The 18,170-nt window shown below is 68.1% G+C and carries 15 protein-coding genes and 5 tRNA genes; 19 read left to right on the forward strand and 1 reads right to left on the reverse strand.

Annotation, left to right across the window (positions count from 1 at the left end; all coding sequences use genetic code 11):
* Positions 1-4: 4 nt before the first annotated feature.
* The 18 genes from B5F73_RS00270 (at position 5) to B5F73_RS00355 (ending at position 15,056) form a co-directional block, all read left to right on the forward strand.
* Entirely contained in the window at positions 5-952 is a 948-nt protein-coding gene (locus B5F73_RS00270) for an ABC transporter permease (RefSeq protein ID WP_087224714.1), read from the forward strand.
* Positions 952-2,073, forward strand: coding sequence for an ABC transporter ATP-binding protein (locus B5F73_RS00275; protein WP_087224716.1), 1,122 nt, complete (start codon positions 952-954; stop codon positions 2,071-2,073). Before B5F73_RS00270 ends, B5F73_RS00275 begins: the two co-directional genes overlap by 1 nt.
* Positions 2,073-3,092: a dipeptide ABC transporter ATP-binding protein gene (locus B5F73_RS00280; RefSeq protein ID WP_204206223.1), complete on the forward strand. Its 1,020-nt coding sequence runs from the start codon at positions 2,073-2,075 to the stop codon at positions 3,090-3,092. The genes B5F73_RS00275 and B5F73_RS00280 overlap by 1 nt, the downstream gene beginning before the upstream one ends.
* Before the next feature lie 132 nt (positions 3,093-3,224).
* A tRNA-Leu gene (locus B5F73_RS00285) sits at positions 3,225-3,315 on the forward strand.
* A 346-nt stretch (positions 3,316-3,661) separates the two neighbouring features.
* Positions 3,662-5,872, forward strand: coding sequence for a GAF domain-containing SpoIIE family protein phosphatase (locus B5F73_RS00290; protein ID WP_087224722.1), 2,211 nt, complete (start codon positions 3,662-3,664; stop codon positions 5,870-5,872).
* Between the two features lie 72 nt (positions 5,873-5,944).
* Complete coding sequence (locus tag B5F73_RS00295) at positions 5,945-6,697, forward strand: anti-sigma factor antagonist (RefSeq protein WP_087224725.1); 753 nt, start codon at positions 5,945-5,947, stop codon at positions 6,695-6,697.
* Between the two features lie 92 nt (positions 6,698-6,789).
* Positions 6,790-6,865, forward strand: a tRNA-Gly gene (locus B5F73_RS00300).
* 37 nt (positions 6,866-6,902) lie between these two features.
* Positions 6,903-6,976 (forward strand) — tRNA-Cys (locus tag B5F73_RS00305).
* A 221-nt stretch (positions 6,977-7,197) separates the two neighbouring features.
* Positions 7,198-7,273, forward strand: a tRNA-Gly gene (locus tag B5F73_RS00310).
* Between the two features lie 85 nt (positions 7,274-7,358).
* Positions 7,359-8,336, forward strand: coding sequence for a putative ABC transporter permease (locus B5F73_RS00315; protein ID WP_087224728.1), 978 nt, complete (start codon positions 7,359-7,361; stop codon positions 8,334-8,336).
* The gene (locus B5F73_RS00320; protein WP_087224731.1) at positions 8,333-9,529 is read left to right on the forward strand and encodes a cysteine desulfurase family protein; all 1,197 of its coding nucleotides are present in this window, start codon (positions 8,333-8,335) and stop codon (positions 9,527-9,529) included. Before B5F73_RS00315 ends, B5F73_RS00320 begins: the two co-directional genes overlap by 4 nt.
* A gap of 11 nt (positions 9,530-9,540) precedes the next feature.
* Positions 9,541-10,593, forward strand: coding sequence for a tRNA 2-thiouridine(34) synthase MnmA (gene mnmA / locus B5F73_RS00325; protein ID WP_087224734.1), 1,053 nt, complete (start codon positions 9,541-9,543; stop codon positions 10,591-10,593).
* A 43-nt stretch (positions 10,594-10,636) separates the two neighbouring features.
* Positions 10,637-11,122 (forward strand): YbaK/EbsC family protein, encoded by a 486-nt coding sequence (locus tag B5F73_RS00330; protein ID WP_087224737.1) that lies wholly within the window; start codon positions 10,637-10,639, stop codon positions 11,120-11,122.
* Positions 11,123-11,215: 93 nt separating this feature from the next.
* Positions 11,216-12,583, forward strand: a complete 1,368-nt coding sequence (locus B5F73_RS00335) for a lysylphosphatidylglycerol synthase transmembrane domain-containing protein (protein WP_239379743.1) — start codon at positions 11,216-11,218, stop codon at positions 12,581-12,583.
* Positions 12,584-12,793: 210 nt separating this feature from the next.
* Positions 12,794-12,868 (forward strand) — tRNA-Val (locus B5F73_RS00340).
* A gap of 184 nt (positions 12,869-13,052) precedes the next feature.
* Positions 13,053-13,580 (forward strand): sigma-70 family RNA polymerase sigma factor, encoded by a 528-nt coding sequence (locus B5F73_RS00345; protein WP_087224743.1) that lies wholly within the window; start codon positions 13,053-13,055, stop codon positions 13,578-13,580.
* Positions 13,564-14,673, forward strand: a complete 1,110-nt coding sequence (locus B5F73_RS00350) for a DUF4179 domain-containing protein (RefSeq protein WP_087224746.1) — start codon at positions 13,564-13,566, stop codon at positions 14,671-14,673. Before B5F73_RS00345 ends, B5F73_RS00350 begins: the two co-directional genes overlap by 17 nt.
* Positions 14,674-14,762: 89 nt before the next feature.
* Positions 14,763-15,056, forward strand: a complete 294-nt coding sequence (locus B5F73_RS00355) for a hypothetical protein (protein ID WP_143803101.1) — start codon at positions 14,763-14,765, stop codon at positions 15,054-15,056.
* A 2-nt stretch (positions 15,057-15,058) separates the two neighbouring features.
* On the opposite strand, the gene B5F73_RS00360 is transcribed toward B5F73_RS00355, so the two are convergent.
* Complete coding sequence (locus B5F73_RS00360; protein WP_087224752.1) at positions 15,059-17,218, reverse strand: LTA synthase family protein; 2,160 nt, start codon at positions 17,216-17,218, stop codon at positions 15,059-15,061.
* A gap of 421 nt (positions 17,219-17,639) precedes the next feature.
* Between B5F73_RS00360 and B5F73_RS00365 the strand changes: the two genes are divergently transcribed.
* Positions 17,640-18,017: a peptide chain release factor-like protein gene (locus B5F73_RS00365; protein WP_087224755.1), complete on the forward strand. Its 378-nt coding sequence runs from the start codon at positions 17,640-17,642 to the stop codon at positions 18,015-18,017.
* The last annotated feature ends 153 nt before the right edge of the window (positions 18,018-18,170 follow it).

Genomic DNA, 18,170 nt, shown 5'->3' on the forward strand with positions numbered 1-18,170 from the left:
AGACATGACAGACAAGAACACCAAGCTCGATCAGCAGGCCGAGGTGGTCGAGGCTGACTCCGAGCAGGTCGAGGCCTCCAAGCCCTCGCGTACCCTCTGGAGCGACGCCTGGAACCGCCTGCGCAAGAACAAGCTCGCCCTCATCGGCGCCGCCTGGATCATCTTCGTCATCGTGGTCGCGGTGACGGCCGACCTCTGGGCGCCCCAGCTGCTGGGCTCGCCCACCGAGATCGACTCGGCGACGGTCGCGGCAAACTCCAAGCTCCCGCCCTCGCTCGAACACCCCTTCGGCACCGACGCGACTGGTCGCGACCAGCTCGTCCGCGTTATCTACGGCGCGCGCATCTCGCTGGCCGTCGGCGTCGTCGCTACACTCATCTCCACGGCCATCGGACTGGTGATGGGCGGCATCGCCGCCTACTACGGCGGCATATGGGACACGATAATCATGCGTCTGGCAGACATGTTCCTCGCCATTCCGTACACGCTGTTCGTCATCGTGATGCTTGCGGTCATCGGACAGGGAATCCAGAACGTGTTCATCGCCATCGGCATCCTGGGATGGCCGTCGATCGCGCGCGTGTTTCGTTCGGCGATCCTCTCGGTCAAGGAGAACGACTACGTCGACGCGGCCCGCGCCATGGGCGCCTCCGACCTTCGAATCATCGCGCGCCACATCTTCCCCAACTCGGTCGCTTCCATCGTGGTCTACGCCACGATGAACATCGGCGGCGCCATCCTCACCGAGAGCGCCCTGTCGTTCCTCGGCATGGGCGTCACGCCGCCCACCCCGTCGTGGGGCATCATGATTCAGGACGGCCAGAAGTTCCTGCAGACCGAGCCGTGGCTCATGATTCTGCCGGGCCTCGCCATCCTCACCACCGTGCTTGCCTTCACCCTGCTTGGTGACGGTCTGCGCGACGCACTCGACGTCAAGATGAAGGACGCATAATGGGACTGTTCGGAAAGAAGAAGCGCGCCCTGGACCCGGCGGACGACCTCAAGAACCAGCCGGTCCCCGAGGGCTCACACCTGCTCGAGGTCGATGACCTCAAGATGTACTTCCACACCCAGGACGGCGTGGTCAAGGCTGTCGACGGCGTGAGCTACACGCTCGACCGCGGCGAGACCCTCGGCGTCGTGGGTGAGTCCGGCTCCGGCAAGTCGGTCACCCATATGACGATCATGGGCCTCATCGACATGCCCCCGGGAAAGATCGAGGGCGGTGACATCCGCTATCGCGGTCACTCTCTGCTCGAGATGACCGAGGAGCAGATGCAGCACATCCGCGGCAACGACATCGCCATGATCTTCCAGGACCCCATGACGTCGTTGAACCCGGTCTACACGATTGGCCGTCAGCTCGGCGAGGGCCTGCGCCTCCACCGTGGCTACTCCAAGGAGCAAGCGCTCCAGCGAGCCGTCGAGCTTCTCGACATGGTGGGCATCCCCAACCCCGAGCAGCGCGTCAAGGACTATCCGCACCAGTTCTCGGGCGGCATGCGTCAGCGCGTCATGATCGCCATGGCGCTGGCCTGCGACCCCGACATCCTCATCGCCGACGAGCCCACCACAGCCCTGGACGTCACCATCCAGGCCCAGATCATCGAGCTCATGCAGGAGATGCAGAAGAAGAACGGCAACGCCATCGTGATGATCACGCACGACCTGGGCGTCGTCGCCGACGTGGCCGACAAGATCATGGTCATGTACGCCGGTCACCCGGTGGAGTTTGGCACCGCCGAGGAGATCTTCTACAACCCGGTGCACCCCTACACCTGGGGCCTCATCCGCTCCATCCCCAAGCCTGCGGGCGACGAGAAGGAGTCCCTCACCCCGATCGAGGGCAACCCTCCCTCGCTCGTCAATCTCCCCGCCGGCTGCCCGTTCTCGCCGCGCTGCCCGTACGCGACGGATCGCTGCCGCACGGAGATGCCCGAGCTTTACGTCACCGAGACCGGTCACTACTCGCGCTGCCACTTCTCCGGCGACGCCGCGTTCGTCGCAAAGAACGCGCCCGCCAACTCTCGCAGCGCCGCGCCCGCGAACGCCGAGGAAGGAGGCGAGGCCTGATGGAGAACCGTGAGCCCCTGCTTCACGTCGAGCACCTCTGCAAGCGCTTCCCCGTGGAGTCCGGCGTCTTTGGCCGCGGGGCCAAGCGCTACGTCCACGCCGTCGACGACATCAGCTTCGACATCTACCCCGGCGAGACGTTTGGTCTCGTCGGCGAGTCCGGCTGCGGCAAGTCCACGACCGGCCGCTGCATCATGCGCCTCATCGAGCCCACGAGCGGCACCGTCATCTTTGACGGCCAGGACGTCTCCCAGCTCAAGGGCAAGGACCTCAAGAAGATGCGCCACGACATGCAGTACATCTTCCAGGATCCCTACGCCAGCCTGAACCCGCGCATGACCATCGGCGAGATCGTCTCCGAGCCCCTCGTGATCCACGGCGAGATGACCGACAAGGCCGAGCGCATGGACCACGTGCGTCACCTGCTCGACATCGTGGGCCTCAACCCCGAGCACATCAACCGCTACCCGCACGAGTTCTCCGGCGGCCAGCGCCAGCGTGTCGGCATCGCGCGCGCCTTCGCCCTGCGTCCCAAGCTCATCATCTGCGACGAGCCGGTCTCCGCGCTCGACGTCTCCATTCAGGCGCAGGTCCTGAACCTGCTGAAGGACCTTCAGGCGGAGTTTGGCACCGCGTACCTCTTCATCGCCCACGACCTCTCCGTCGTGCAGCACATCTCCGACCGCGTCGCCGTCATGTACCTCGGCAACCTCATGGAGTACTCCGACTGGAAGACGCTCTACGACGAGCCGCACCACCCCTACACTCAGTCGCTGCTCTCGGCTGTGCCGGTGCCCGACCCGGACGTCCAGCACTCCCGCAAGCGCATCATCCTTCCGGGCGACCCGCCCTCGCCGATCGACCCGCCGAGCGGCTGCCGCTTCCACACGCGCTGCCCGATCGCGCAGAAGCAGTGCTCCGAGACGAAGCCCGAGCTGCGCGAGGTGTGCCCCGGCCACTTCTGCGCGTGCCACTGCGCGGCCGTGAACCCGATCAAGGAGACCTCGATCGAGCTCTAGCCACGAGGTTCTTCTCGGCTCTGTGAAGCCTGGCGTCCCCGTCCTTGCACGGGGACGCCATTTTTCAAATTGGGGCTTGCGCCGGATGGGGGAGTGGTGCATACTACTCCTTGCGCGAAAGCGCAGTGACAAGTCGGAGTGGCGGAATTGGCAGACGCGCTAGCTTGAGGTGCTAGTGACTGACTAAAAGGTCGTGCGGGTTCAAGTCCCGCCTCCGACACCACGAAAGCAGACGGACCCCGAGAGGGGTCCGTTTTCGTATGCAGAGCGGTCGTCTAGGATTCCCCGCCCTTGTCCCGAGGCGTTCTAGGAATCGCAGTCCTTGTCAGGCGAGAAGGACCGTGTGGCGGACAAGGTCGCGGATTCCTAGAGTTCTTCTCGCCAAGGTCCCTGATTGCTAGACGGGCGCGGGACAAGCCCGGGGTTTCCCGGAACGTCCCAAGACAAGGGCGGCGAATCCTAGAACGCGCCATGACAAGCCCGGGAGTTCCTAGAAGCGACCTCGACGACGTGACCCCGCACGCGACCGTGGTACGCTAGCCGAGAAGAACCGCGGGGAGGGGACGGACATGGCGCAGCGCGGGCTCAGCAGGCGCGTGGAGGGCATCGGCGAGGGAAGCGTCGTCGGCACGCTCTCCAAGCTGCTGCAGCTCAGCTGCGAGGCCGTCCTCGTCTTTGACGGCAGCGGCCGCGTCCTGCTCGTCAACGAGGAGGCGTCCCGGCTCTTCTCCGTCCCGGACAGCCTCGTGGGCACCGACGTCCGGCTCCTCTTCCCGTCGGGCGGCGACGGGGAGCTCGGGCCCTTCTCGCCCGAGGCGCTGCCCTTCCCCGTGGACGGGACGGCGGCCAGGACGACGTGCACCGCGGCGTCGGGGCGGCCCCTGGAGGTGCGGGTGCGCTGCGACACCGTCCGCGCGCCGGGCGAGACATACCTGCTGCTGGCGCTCCCCACGGGTGCGGACGAGCTCTCCGACCGCGAGGCGGAGCGCACGATCGAGGACCTGCGCCGTGCCAACCACCGCCTCTCGGGCACGTTGAACATCGTCCTGGACACGATCGACGCCGACGACCTCCAGGCGCTCTTCGGGCGCGTGCTCGAGGAGATCACCGAGACCATGGAGGCCGACGGCACCCTGGTCTACCTCTCCGAGGCGGACGGCTTCCGCCTGCGCGGCGTCTCGAGCTCGCTTCTGGGCGAGCGCATGGCGCGCTTCATGCCCTTCGGGCGCAGCCTCGAGCGCTTTGCGGTGCGCGACGGACGCACCGTGCGCCTCAGGGTCGTCTCGCCGAGCGCGGAGTCGCTGCGCCAGGGGCGCCTCACCATGCGCGAGGTCGTGAGCGAGGAGACGCGCGAGATCCTGCGCGTCCGGAGCTCCATGCTGCCGCCCTTCACGAGCTTCATGGTCGTCCCCGTGTGGTTTGGCGGTCACGTCATCTCGATCATCGAGGTCGGGTGGCGCCGGCTCCACCCGCTGCCCAAGGAGGACGCGCGCCTGCTCGACTCCGTGGCGCACTACCTGTCCGTCCAGCTTGCGAGCGCCTTCACCGCGCTGCGCTCCCAGCGCGCCGATAGGCTCGCGTCGCTCGAGACCGAGCTGCGCGAGGAGCTGCTCGACGCCGCGACGGCGGGCTCCGAGGAGGGTTCGCTCGAGCGGATCGACGCGGTCCTGCGCGAGGCGGCCGACGAGCTCGAGGCGGCGCTGGTCCTGGTGGGGGAGGGCGGCGACCAGCGTCACGCGGTCGCGACCCTGCCCCTGAGCGGGCCGAGCGAGCTGCCCGTCGACCTCGACGAGCTCGCCGCCCCGCATCTCCGCGACGGCGTGGCCGTGGCGCCGGTGCCCGTGGACTCGCCGCTCTCCTCGATGCTGCGCGACCTGGGGGAGCCCTGCGTGGGCGCCCTGCTCGACCTCGGGGAGCTCGCCGGCGTGCGCAGGCGGGCGCTGCTGCTGCGCCCGGACGGCGCCGAGCCCCTGGACGAGCTGGAGACGGAGTTCCTCTACGACCTCGTCTCGGACTGCCGCGACGTCGCCCGGGGCGAGGAGGCGCGCGAGCAGGACAAGCGCATCGCCCAGGCCCTCCAGACGGGCATGAGAAACGAGCTCCAGGACGTCGAGGGCATCACCGCCGAGGCGGTCTACTCCTCCGCCACGGCCGCGGCGTCGGTCGGCGGCGACTTCTACGACCTGATCCGCCTCCCCGGGAGGCGCGCCTGCGTCATCATGGGCGACGTCTCGGGCAAGGGCGTCGAGGCCGCCTCGGTCTCGGCCGCCGTCAAGACGGCGCTCGGGGCGTATGCCTGGGAGGGGCTCGCGCCGGCGCGTATGGTCCGCTCCCTCAACGAGTTCCTGCTGGGCTTCTCGCGCCTCGAGACCTTCGCCACGCTCTTCGTGGGCCTGATCGACCTCTCGGACAGCACGATCAGGTACTGCTCGGCGGGTCACCCGCCCGCGATCATGGTGAGCGCCGACGCCAGCGAGATCTCCATCCTGGACGTCCAGTCGGGCGTGGTGGGAGCGTTCCACGACATCGCCTACCAGGACGGCGTGACGCGCTTCTCGCCCGGCGACGTGCTGCTGCTCTACACCGACGGCACCACCGAGGCCCGCGACCCCTCGGGAGCCTTCTTCGGCGAGGAGGGCCTGCGTGACGCCGTCATGCGCGAGTGCGCGGACGGCAGGCCGTTCGAGGGCTTCGTGGGCAGGCTCCTGGGCGCGCTCGACGACTTCACCGAGAACAACCTCGATGACGACGTGGCGATGGTCGCCCTGCGCTTTGACTGACGCCTCGCGGCGCCCGCCGAGAAGGGCCGCCCTCGGCGTCTACGCCCGCGTCGCCGGGGGAATAAGGACCACATGTCCAGCAGCGTCAACATAGCGCTCGTCCCCGTGGAGGGAGACCTCGACGTCACGACGGCCCCCGCCGTCCGGCGCCGGATCGACCGGCTCGTGTCGGGCGGGTGCCGGCGCGTCCTGCTCAACCTGGCGGACACGGGCCACGTGGACTCGGCGGGGCTCGGCCTCATCCTCACGGAGCTCCGTCGCATGCGCGGTCTTGGCGGGCTGCTCTCGCTCGTGAACGTCTCCGACCAGGTGTACCTGGCCCTGCGCCGCATGCGCGTGCTCGACTTCATGCCGGTCCGCCGCACGTCCGCGCGCTCGCGCGTGACGAGCGTCGACCCGTCGGTCCTGCCGCTGTGGCGCATGACGTTTCGCGTCGACGAGGGCGGCCTCGCGGACGCGCGCGACCGCGTGGGCGAGATGATGGCGTCGCTGCCCTTCTCGGCGGACGAGGTCTTTGACATGAAGCTCGCCTGCGGGGAGGCGCTCGGCAACGCTGTGGACCACGCCTGCGCGAGCGGCGTGCTGGTGACCGTGGCCGCCTATCCCGACCGCGTCGTCGTGGAGGTCTCCGACTGCGGCTGCGGCTTCGAGGTGGCCGATGACGAGGAGCTTCCCGAGACGGGTCCCTTCGCCGAGCGGGGCCGGGGGATCCGCCTCATGCGCCTGCTCGCCGACGCCGTGTCCATCTCGTCCAAGAGCGCAGGGGAGGGCACGGTGGTGCGGCTCGTCAAGCTCGTGCGCGGCGACGAGGCGCCCGACGGGTGAGGTCGTGGCCTGTGGGTTCACGATTTCTTCATCCGTTCGCGGAATGAGGCTTGCGCGGTCGTGGCGCGGCCCGTATAGTATTTCCTGCTTTTGCGGGCTTAGCGCAGTTGGTAGCGCGCAACCTTGCCAAGGTTGAGGTCGCGGGTTCGAACCCCGTAGCCCGCTCCATGCAGCTCCGGGCCGAGCCTCTCGGCCTTTTTCATACGGCGAAGTGGCCAAGTGGTAAGGCACGGGCCTGCAAAGCCCTGACCCCCGGTTCGAATCCGGGCTTCGCCTCCAGAACCTGACGGGCGCCCTCCGGGGCGCCCTTTCTTCTCGGCCGAATAACACGCAGAATCGCCAATGCGTATTATTTCCAACTGCGGATATAGAAGGTTGTGCTTGATTCTGCGTGTTATTCCGCGCGGGGTGCGGCGGGCGGGCGAGAAGGACGTGCGAAGCGCGACCCAAATTCTCACTTGCGCTCGGGCGGGTCTTCCCGTATAGTTACTCCTTGCGTCGCGGGCTTAGCGCAGTTGGTAGCGCGCAACCTTGCCAAGGTTGAGGTCGCGGGTTCGAACCCCGTAGCCCGCTCCAGAAACTCTCGAGGGCCGGTCATTGACCGGCCCTTTTGCTATGCTTGTCGGGCGTCGGGGCCGTCTTCCAAGGAGTCGCTGAGCACATGTTCCTCTCCCTCATCTTCGTGGCGTTTCTCTTTGCCGTGATCCAGGGGTTCGTGCGCGTGGTCGTCTTCTTCTGGGAGTGGCTCTCGCGCGGGGACCGTCTGGGCGAGGAGCGCGTGGAGCGCGCCGAGATCGCCCTGGACCAGTCGGAGGACGTCCTCGAGCGCGAGCTGGCCCGCGCCGAGCGCAAGCGCGGCCTGGGGCGCCTCTTCGCCCGCTGGCACGCGTCGGGCGAGGCCATCGACGAGTACCTCGACCACCTGAGCCTCGGCTGGTACCAGGCCGTCATCATCTTCTTCCTGGGGTCGATGGCCGGCCTTCTCATCGAGGAGGTCTGGATGCTCGTGAGCGCCGGCCTCACCGAGAGCCGCGTGGGACTGGTGTGGGGGCCCTTCTCGCCGCTCTACGGCCTGGGGGCCGTGCTGCTCACGTGGATGAGCTTCCACCTGCGCGCCCATGGCGCCGCCGGCTGGCAGGTGTTTCTGGTCTCCGCGGTCGTGGGCGGGGTGCTCGAGCAGCTGGCCGGGTGGTCCATGTCGACGTTCTTCGACGCAGAGTCCTGGACCTACCTGCACCTGCCCGACCACATCACGCAGTGGGTCGCGTGGCGCTTCCTGGCGGCGTGGGGCGTGCTGGGTCTGGTGTGGTGCCGCGTCGTCATGCCGCGGCTGCTCTACCAGATCGGCATGCCCACCACGAGGCGCCAGGCGGTCTTCGTGACGCTCGTGGCGGTGTACCTGGTGGCCGACGTGGCCATGACGCTCGCGTGCTTTGACCGCAAGGCGGAGCGCGACGCGGGCGAGCCGCCCTCCAACGCCTTCGAGCAGTGGGTCGACACCAACTACAACGACGAGTTCATCTCCAGCCGCTTTGAGAACCTCAAGATCGGCGGGGAGCGGGACCTGGTGGACGCGGACGGCAACATCGTCCTGGACGAGAGCGGCAGGGCCGTGACCAGGGGAGGCGAGGGCAAGTGACCCAGCGCGAGGTCTATCTGGACTACGCTGCGGCGACTCCGGTTGACCCGGAGGTCGCCGAGGCGATGCTGCCGTACCTCACGGAGCGCTTCTGGAACCCGTCGGCGCCCTACGCGCACGCCCGCGAGGTGCGCGACGACGTGGAGCGCGCCCGTGGCACCGTGGCGCGCCTCATCGGCGCCCGACCCGACTGCCTGACGTTCGCCGCCGGCGCGACCGAGGCCAACAACCTCGCCTTCGCGGCGGTGGAGGGCCACGTTGTGGTGGACGCCATCGAGCACGAGAGCGTGCTCGCCTGCGCCGCGACCCACGCCCGGCGCACGGTGCGCGTGGGCGAGGACGGCCTCGTGGACCCGGCGGCGGTGGCGCGCGCCATCCGCCCGGACACCGAGCTCGTCTCCGTGGAGCTCGCCAACGGGGAGATCGGCTGCGTGCAGCCCGTGCGCGAGATCTCGCGCGTGGTGGCGGCCGAGCGCGCCCGCCGGCTCGAGGCGGGGGAGGACACCCCCATCCTCCTGCACTCGGACGCCTCCCAGGCGGCCGGCGCGCTCTCGGTGAACGTGAGCACGCTGGGCGTGGACCTGCTCACCCTCTCCGCGGCAAAGATCTACGGCCCCAAGCAGGTGGGCGTGCTCTGGGCCTCCGAGGAGGTGCGGCTGCGCCCGCTCGTCTACGGCGGCGGCCAGGAGGGCGGCGTCCGCTCGGGCACGGAGAACGTGGCGGGCATCGTGGGCCTCGCCCGCGCGCTCGAGCTCGCGTGCGAGCGACGCGTCGAGGAGAGCCGCCGGCTCGCGGGGCTGCGCGAGCGCCTGCGGGAGGGTATTCTCGCCCGCGTCCCGTCGATGGTGGTCACGGGCCCCAAGAACCCCAAGCGGAGGCTGCCGGGCCTCCTGCACGTCTCCTTTGCCGGCGTCGAGGCCAGGCGGCTGGTGATCGCGCTCGAGCGCGCGGGCGTCTCGGTGGGCACTGGGTCGGCCTGCGCCGCGAGCCGCATGCGCGTCTCGCACGTGCTCGAGGCCATCGGCATGCCGCGAGACCTCGCGGAGGGGAGTCTGCGCCTCACGCTGGGCCGCGGCACCACCGAGGAGGACGTCGACTACGCCGCGGACGCCATCGCGGACGCTGTGTGCGCGGAGATGGACAGGCGGACCATGCACACCTACCCAGAATCGGCCCTCGGCGGCCCAAAATAGGGGAGGTGTGTATGGTTGCCAAAGTGTACTGTGGCCTCTCCGGCGGGGTGGATTCCGCCCTCGCGGCCGCCCTGCTCGTGGAACAGGGCTATGACGTCACCGCGGTCTACATGCGCAACTGGTCGCGCGACCTCCCGGGCTTCAAGTGCCCGTGGGCACGCGAGCTGGCGGACGCGGAGCGCGTGGCGGTGACGCTGGGGATCGACCTGGAGGTCTGGGACTGCGAGGCCGAGTACAAGGCCACGGTCGTGGACTACCTCGTGGACGCCTACGCGCACGGCTACACACCCAACCCCGACGTCATGTGCAACCAGACCGTGAAGTTCGGGACGTTCCTCGACCGCGCGCTGGCCGAGGGCGCCGACTTCGTGGCCACGGGCCACTACGGCCGCGTGGAGCGCTGCGCGGACGGGCGCACGCACCTGCTGCGCGCGCTCGACGAGCACAAGGACCAGACGTACTTCCTGTGGCGCGTGGGCGAGGAGGCCCTCGCGCGTACGCTCCTGCCGGTGGGCGAGGTCCGCGACAAGGCCGAGGTGCGCCGCATGTGCGCCGAGCGCGGCCTCGGCGTGGAGAACAAGCCGGACTCCGACGGCATCTGCTTCGTGGGCCCGGTGGGGATCAGGACGTTTCTGCTCGACTCGCTGGAGCGTCGCGCCGGCGACGTGGTGGAGTGGGAGACCGGGCGGGTGCTCGGCCGCCACGACGGGGCGTTCCTCTTCACGGTGGGGCAGCGGCGCGGCCTTGACCTTGGCGGCGGCCCCGCCCGCTACGTCGTGGGCACGGACGTCGAGAAGAACGTGGTGTACGTGACGGCCGACCACGACAGCCCCGCGCTCTTCTGCCGCGAGATCGCCCTCGACGACATGCGCTGGATCTCCGGCGAGCCACCTGCGGTGGGCCGCTACCTCGTGCGCACGCGCCACACGGGCGAGCTGCGCGAGGCGGAGCTCGACGGGTGCGCGTTGCGCTTTGAAGAACCCGTGCGCCGCGTGGCGCCCGGCCAGTCGGCTGTGGTCTACGATGGTCTCCGCTGCCTCGGCGGCGGCATCGTGCAGAAGTGAGACAAATGAACCCGTCCCCTTTGTCTCACGCGGAGGAGGAGCCATGTCGATAGAGAGGGCCTGCGCCCACCTGGCGCAGTTCGGCGCCGAGGGGCGCATTCGGGAGTTCGAGGAGTCGAGCGCCACGGTGGAGCTCGCGGCGGCAGCGGTGGGCACCGAGCCCGCGCGCATCGCCAAGACGCTGAGCTTCATGGTGGGGGAGACGCCCACGCTGATCCTCATCGCCGGTGACGCCCGCGTCAACAACCAGGCGTTCAAGGCGACGTTCCACACCAAGCCCAAGATGCTCTCCGCTGACCAGGCCGAGCAGCTGATCGGCCATGCCGTGGGCGGCGTCTGTCCCTTCGGCGTCGAGCCGGGCGTGGAGGTCTTCCTCGACGAGTCCCTGCGCCGCTTCGATACGGTCTGGCCCGCCGCCGGCAGCTCCAACTCCGCGATCGAGCTCACCCTCGACGAGCTCGAGCGCTTCTCCGGGGCGAGCGGCTGGGTGGACGTGGCAAAGGGCTGGAGAGACGAAGAATTGTCGTAGACGCGCCGCCGCCGGCCCGCCGCGCGCACGTTCTTCTCGCCCGCGCGGTACACTTAGCTGACTGGACCGATTGCGTACGCGACGGGAGCGCACGTGGCAGCAGACGAGAAGAGCCCCAGGGAGGCGAAGAAGGCGGCGGCCAAGAAGGTCCCGCTGAAGGTCTCCGCTGTGCGCTCGGTCTCGCCCGAGGACAGCGCCGCCGACAAGAAGTCGCTCGGCCAGGTCCGCAAGACCTTCATCTTCCTCGGCTTCGTTGCCATCGCCTATGCCGCCTACCTGGTCTTCTCCGGTCAGGTCGACGAGTTCGTGACGTCGCTGGCGGGCGTGGACCTCGCCTGGATCACCGCGGGCGTCATCTGCTTTTTGTTCTACTACGTCTTTGGCGTGGTCGCCTACGCGCTCTCGATCATCGCCGACCCCGACAACCCGGTGGGCATCCGCGACCTCATGAGCGTCGAGGCCTCCGGCGTCTTCTTCATGCGCCTGACGCCCAACAGCGCCGGCGCCCCGCCCGCGCAGATCTACCGCCTCACGCGCGCAGGCCTCTCGGTGGGCGAGGCGAGCGCCCTCAACTTCACGCGTACGGTGCTCTACGAGGCCGGCGAGGGCGTCTTCGCCGCGATCATGCTCGTCTTCTGCGGCGGCTACTTCTACGAGACCTTCGGCGACGTCACGCTCGTGGGCCTCTTCCTCTTTGGCTTCAAGGTGGTGCAGGTGGGCGCGATGCTCTTCCTGTGCCTGTTCCCCAAGCCGGTGGTGGCGATCGGCAACTGGGCGCTGCGCTTTGCGAACCGTCGCCGCTGGCTCAAGGACGACAAGTACGAGCAGTGGTACGAGATGGTCAACACGCAGGTGGTCAAGTTCTCGGCCGCCTTCAAGCGCTCCGCGAAGAACGTCCGCGAGATGCTGCTGACGATGGCGGTGACGCTGCTGCAGCTCGGCTGCATGTACGCGCTGCCGTGGTTTGTCCTGCGCGCCTTTGGCGAGCCGGCCGACTTCCTGATCTGCCTGGCGTCCGGCTCCATGCTGGAGCTGCTGATCAACGCGGTGCCGCTCCCGGGCGGCGCAGGCGGCGCCGAGGTGGGCTTTGCGATTCTCTTCCAGGGCATGTACGGCGTCCACACCACGGCCGGCTTCGTGATCTGGCGCGCGGTGGAGTACCTGCTGCCGGTCCTCATCGCCGCCCCGTGCATGGGCATGCGCTCCAAGGGCGGGGAGAGCCTGAACCGTCGCTGGAACCGCTTCCGCAAGCGCGTGGTCGGCTTCGTGACCGGCCGCGGGGGCGGCAAGCGCGCGACGGCGCGCGGCGGCGTCACCGTGAAGCCCAAGGCCAAGAAGGTCGTCGTGTCCGGTGCGGGCGCCAAGGCGGGCGGCTCCGACGTGCAGGCGCGGATCGCCGCCGGCAAGGCCGCCGCAGCCGCCAAGAAGGAGGCTGCCGAGAAGGACGGCGCAGCCGAGTAGGGCGACCTTCTCGCCTGTCGTTCTCGCCTGTCGGCATGTCCCCCTTTTTACAGGCGGACATGCCGCAGTTTTGGCAGAACCTCTCGTCAAATAGGGGGACAAGAGAAGTTTTGGACAATCGTGCGCAATCTCAAAATTGTGCTTGCACTCCGGGTGGGTTCCTTGCTACTATATCCCTCGCGCTGCGGTCCCCAGCAGTGCACCACATACGGGCGTTTAGCTCAGGGGGAGAGCGCTTCCCTGACACGGAAGAGGTCACAAGTTCAAATCTTGTAACGCCCACCACGAATGACGCAGGTCAGAGGCTATGGTCTCTGACCTGTTTTTTGTACGTGAAGGAGGATTTTTCGGGCGCCCACCTTTCCCCCAAGTCGCTCCGTCACATTCCGTCCCCTCCCGTGTGTGCTAGGTGAAGGGGAGGGCAGCTGCGACCCCGAGGTACCCGACAATCCACGAGAGGAGGCTGCCGATGACGGGCTCGAAGAACGCGCCCGACCGCGACCCCGAGCGGCTCGTGCGCGACTACGCCGACCTCGTCCTGCGCGTGTGCTACACCTACCTGCGCTCGACGGCCGACGCCGAGGACGTCTGCCAGGACACGCTCGTGAAGCTCATCTGCCGCGACGAGCCGTTCCACGACCCCGGCCACGAGCGCGCCTGGGTCATACGCGTGGCGGCCAATGCCTGTAGGAACCTGCTGCGCGACCGCGGGGCGCACCCGGCGATGAGGCTTGACGACGCGCCGGAGCCGGCGGCGACGCAGGCGCCTGGCGAGGACGCGCTCCGACGGCGCGACGAGCGCGTGCTCGCCGCCGTCATGGCGCTCCCGCTGCCGCAGCGCGAGGCGGTCTACCTGCACTACTACGAGGGCTACCCCACGCGCGAGGTCGCGCGGATCGTCGGCGCCACCGACGACGCGGTGCGTCAGCGCCTGAGCCGTGCCCGTGCGAGCCTCAGAGACGACCTGAAGGGAGACTACGATGACTTCCCCGCTTGATAGCTACACCCGCTCGATGGACGGCCTGCGCTTCTCCGATGAGGCAAAGGCCCGCATGGTCGAGGTCCTGAGGGAGGCCAAGAAGAACGCTCAGCCCAAAGCCCCCGCGGAGGTCCTGACCATGCCCGCCCGTCGCCCCAGGCACCGCTGGGCGCGCGTCGCCGCCGGTCTCGCGCTCGCCCTCGTGCTGGGCGGGGGCGGCACCGTCGCCGTGGCGGCGGGCGTGCTGCCCAACCCGGCCGACGTGCTCTCCGACGTCTTCGGCGGCGCCCCGGCCCAGACAGAGCTCCTGAACGAGGTCGGCCGCCCGATTGGCGCGAGCGCGACCTCGAACGGCGTCACCGTGACGGCCGAGGCCGTGGCGGGCGACCGGTCGAACTACACCGTCGTGTACTCTGTCGCGTTCGACGACCCCTCCGTGCTCGAGGACATCGAGCCCGGGGAGGACGGCACGCTGCCGCTCGTGGCCGACGCCACCTGTTATGTCGACGGTGCCAGTGGCGGGGGCGGCGGGTCCTGGTTCTACGACGCCGACCCGGGCGACGGCACCATCCAGTACGCCGAGACCATGGGCTTCACCACCTGGAACGGCGCCAGCATCATCGGGCGCACCATGCGCTTCTCGATGAGCGAGATCAGGGTCTACGACGCGGAGGGGGAGTACGTGACCCTGGTCACGGGCAACTGGGACCTCAAGTTCGAGATGAACTACGTCGACACGACCGTCGACCTTCCGGCAGGCCAGCACACCACATGGCAGGGCGCGGACGTCACAGTCGACGCCGTAGCGGTGTCCTCCGTCGGCGTCACGGTGGACTACACGATCGACCGGCAGATCGGCGACCTCGGCCCCTCGGGCCAGATGAGCGACGAGGCCGAGGCGAAGATGGAGGCGGTCACCGGCCTGCCCGTCACCGTGACCTTCGCGGACGGTACTACGTTCGACGCCACTAACGCCAACACGCACGCGCAGGAGCAGGGCGACGGCACGAGCGCCGTCACCAAGACGGTGACCTACGACCGCATCGTGGCCGCGGGCGACATCGTGAGCGTGACCGTGGGCGACGTGGAGATCCCCGTGAGCGCCGCGTAGGGCCAGCCTTAATCGAGCTCGAGATGGCAGGGTTTGTGTCCCGCCCCCTTTCTAGAATGGGTACACCTGTTCTAGTAAAGGGGGCGGACGTGATGACGAGGCTCGGCGGCACCTGCGGCATACCGCGCTACGATCGCCGGGTCTACGTCAAGGTGAGCTGTGCGGTGGACTCCACGGGCGCTGTGCGGCCGACGGAGATCGACTGGGACGGCACGCGGCGCTTCCCGGTGCTCTCGTGCGGCGCGCAGCAGGAGTGGGGCCGCTGGGAGAGCGGCAGCGTCGTCAAGGGGTGGCGCGTCGAGGTGGCGCCGAACGTCTGGCGCACGCTGTGGTGGGAGCGTGGTCGCTTCTTCGTGGAGCGGAGGGATGCCAACGGCGAGTAGCCCTACCTCAGCTTGCTCGCAAACTCGAGATAGGTGATCTGCGCCAGGTCGTCGTAGGCCTGGGGGAGCGCCTCCTCGTCGTCGGTGGTGACCCACGTGCCGTCGGCGAGCTCCATGCCCAGAAGGCTCAGTGCGGGCAGCTCCTCGCGGATCGCGAGCTGCGCCTTCTGGTAGTCCGTGAGCGGCGCACCGATCAGGTCCGCCGTCAGGGCGCCGAGGTAGGCCGGGCTCGCGTCGCTCTTCTCGCCGTCCTGTGCGTTGCCGGCGACGTTGTAGTTGGCCCAGACGAGGTAGGTGGAGCGGTAGGTCTCGACGGCCGCCTCGGAGTCGCCGGAGGCGTCCCCGCCTCCGGTGCCGCCGCCGACGGCGTTGCCGTTCTCGTCGTAGACCTGCTCTCCGCTTACGGCGGCGTTCAGGATCGTGGAGAGCGCGGGCTGGTGGTCGCCGAAGAAGACCACGACCACGGGACGGTCGAGCTCGGAGAGCTCGCCGAGGAACTCCTCGAGCGCGCGGTCGGACTCGTCGACGCAGGCCAGGTACTCGGAGAGGCGCGCGTTGTCGTAGTCGCTCATGCCGTCGACGTGGTACTGCTCCACGTCGCCCAGGTTGTTCTGGTCGTAGCCGGAGTGGTTCTGCATGGTCACGTCGAAGATGAACTGCGGCCCGTCGCTGCTCTCGAGAAGCTCCAGGCACTTGTCGTAGGTCGCCGCGTCCGAGACGCCGCTGTGGTAGGTCTCGGCGCCGGCGAAGTCGTCGATGTCGAGGAACTCGTCAAAGCCGAGCGCCTCGTAGACGCGGTCGCGGTTCCAGTTGGTGGCGTAGTTGGGGTGCATCGCGGTGGTCTGGTAGCCGAGCTCGGAGAACTGGCGCGCGAGGCTCGGGGACGCGGAGAGGTCGTAGAGGGAGTAGGGGTACTTGCCGTCGCCGACGTAGGCGAGCGGGACGCCGGTGAGGAACTCGAACTCGGTGTTGCAGGTGCCGCCGCCGAGGACCGAAACCGCGAGGCTGCCACGGGCGAGCGTGTCGTCGAGCGAGTTTACGAACGACGGGCCGTCGTAGCCCCAGGAGGCGCCGTCAAGCTCGGAGAGGTCGGCGAAGGACTCGTTCATGATGCAGACGACGCTGGGGCGCTCCTCGTCGAACTGCGCCTCGGCCTCCTGGCGCGCCTCGGAGGAGCCCTCGCCCTCGTCGTAGCGCTCGACGTAGGAGGCCTCGAGCTCGGAGGCCGCATCGTCGTCGTAGCCCTCGGGCACGTCGATTGGTAGGTCCTGCGCGACGGCGACGAACGAGGTGATGAAGCCCTGCTTGCGGTAGTAGTCGAGCGAGTACCAGTACTTCATCTGGACGCCCAGCTGGTCGAAGTAGCTCGGCAGGGTGACACCCGCGGCGAGCGCGGCGAGCAGGACGGCCGCACACCCGAGGTTCGCCGCGACGCGACGACCGCGGGAGGTCGCCGGCGCCGGCGCGACGAGCGAGCCCACGGCGGTGGCGAGCAGCACGGCGGCGAGGCCCAGTGCCACACCTCCCCCGATGGCGTAGGTGTAGCTGCCGCTCACGGCGGCCGCGGTGCCCAGGACGAAGAGGTCGTTCGGCAGGATGGCGGCGGACTTGAAGCTCGCGACGAAGAACTGTGCGAGGCCGATCACGAAGCAGAGGCCAACGCCCACGACCATGCCCGCGCCGCGACGCTGGAAGAGGAAGTGGAGGGCGCCGAGGGCGAGCAGGATGATGAGGCACTGGAGCAGCGCGTACTGCGGCGCCATCCAGAGGATCTCGTAGTTGTAGGGGAGCTCGACGGCCAGATGCCCGAGGAGCGTGCAGGCGAGAAGGGCCGCCAGGGTGAAGAGCGCATGGGTGCGCTCCCTCGACCAGCCGCGCTTCTCGCCCCATGCCGCCGCGGCTGCGTGGACCTGGTCGCGACGGAGCATGACCTGTGAGGCACCGATCGCAGAGGCGCCCAGGACAAGCAGCTCGAGCGGTCCGCCCTGGTAGAGGCCAAGCACGCACAGGACCGCGACGACGGCGAGCGCGAGCACGGGGACGGCGAGCCAGCAGATCCGGCTCGGGGACGGCCGTCCCTCGTGGCGTGCACGGCGGACGGAGAGCACGACGATCGCCACGGCGGCGGCGATCGGGAGAATCGACATCAGGGCAGAGAGCATGGTTGTCTTTCTATGACGCTGGGTTTACAAAGCGCTCATGATACAGGCCTCATGTCAAAAACTTGTGCAGGTGCGACGGCACATCGCTACCACACGCCCCTGCACGGATTCCATGTATAAGTATTAGAATCAAAATCACGGAAGAGAGGGTCGATTGAGGTTCAAAAAGGGCGTTCGTGCAACATTGCGCGAATCCGAGCGGCAAAACGGCCGCTCGTGCAACATGTTTTTTGCCGCAGTCGGGCCTCGCGTACTGCATGCGACAAAGTTTTCGCAGGTCATAATAACAAAAGTTCAATCGCATGCTATGAGAGGGCGGAAAACACGTCGCACGAGCGAGCGTTTTGATTCCAGGGGCGAAGAAAGGCAGCACGAGGACACGTTTTGAACACATCTAGTAGGCGTCTGCTAGGATGGCCACATGGACGGGGATGCTCTTACATATCGTGACTACGCCGCGTTCGCGCGCATGAGCGCAGACCAAATCGCGCGGGACTGCGAGGTCCAGACCTTTCATGCCTCGGGTCCGGGCGGGCAGGGCGTGAACACGGCCGACTCCGCCGTTCGCATGCGTCACGTTCCCACCGGCATCGTGGTGGTGTCGCGCGAGGAGCGCAGCCAGCTGCGCAACCGCGAGCGCTGCGTCGAGAAGATCCTCGATATCTGCCGCCGTCGCGCCCGACCTCCCCGCCCGCGGAAGGCGACGCGCGTCTCTGCCTCGCAGAAACGCAAACGCCTGGAGGCCAAGCGCGCCCGTGGCAAGGTCAAGCAGCTCCGCCGTCGCGTAGACGGGGAGTAGCGGGCTTTCGGCCGCGCGAGGTTATGCGACATTCATGAGGTTATGCGACGTCTCGGCGCACAAGGCTATTCTCGTCAACTCTTTTACCAGTGGACATCTGATATTAAATCGTGCACACAACCCTGCTGATGTCGCATAACCTAGACGATGCCG

The organism is Olsenella sp. An270 (assembly GCF_002159735.1).
Taxonomy (GTDB): domain Bacteria; phylum Actinomycetota; class Coriobacteriia; order Coriobacteriales; family Atopobiaceae; genus Thermophilibacter.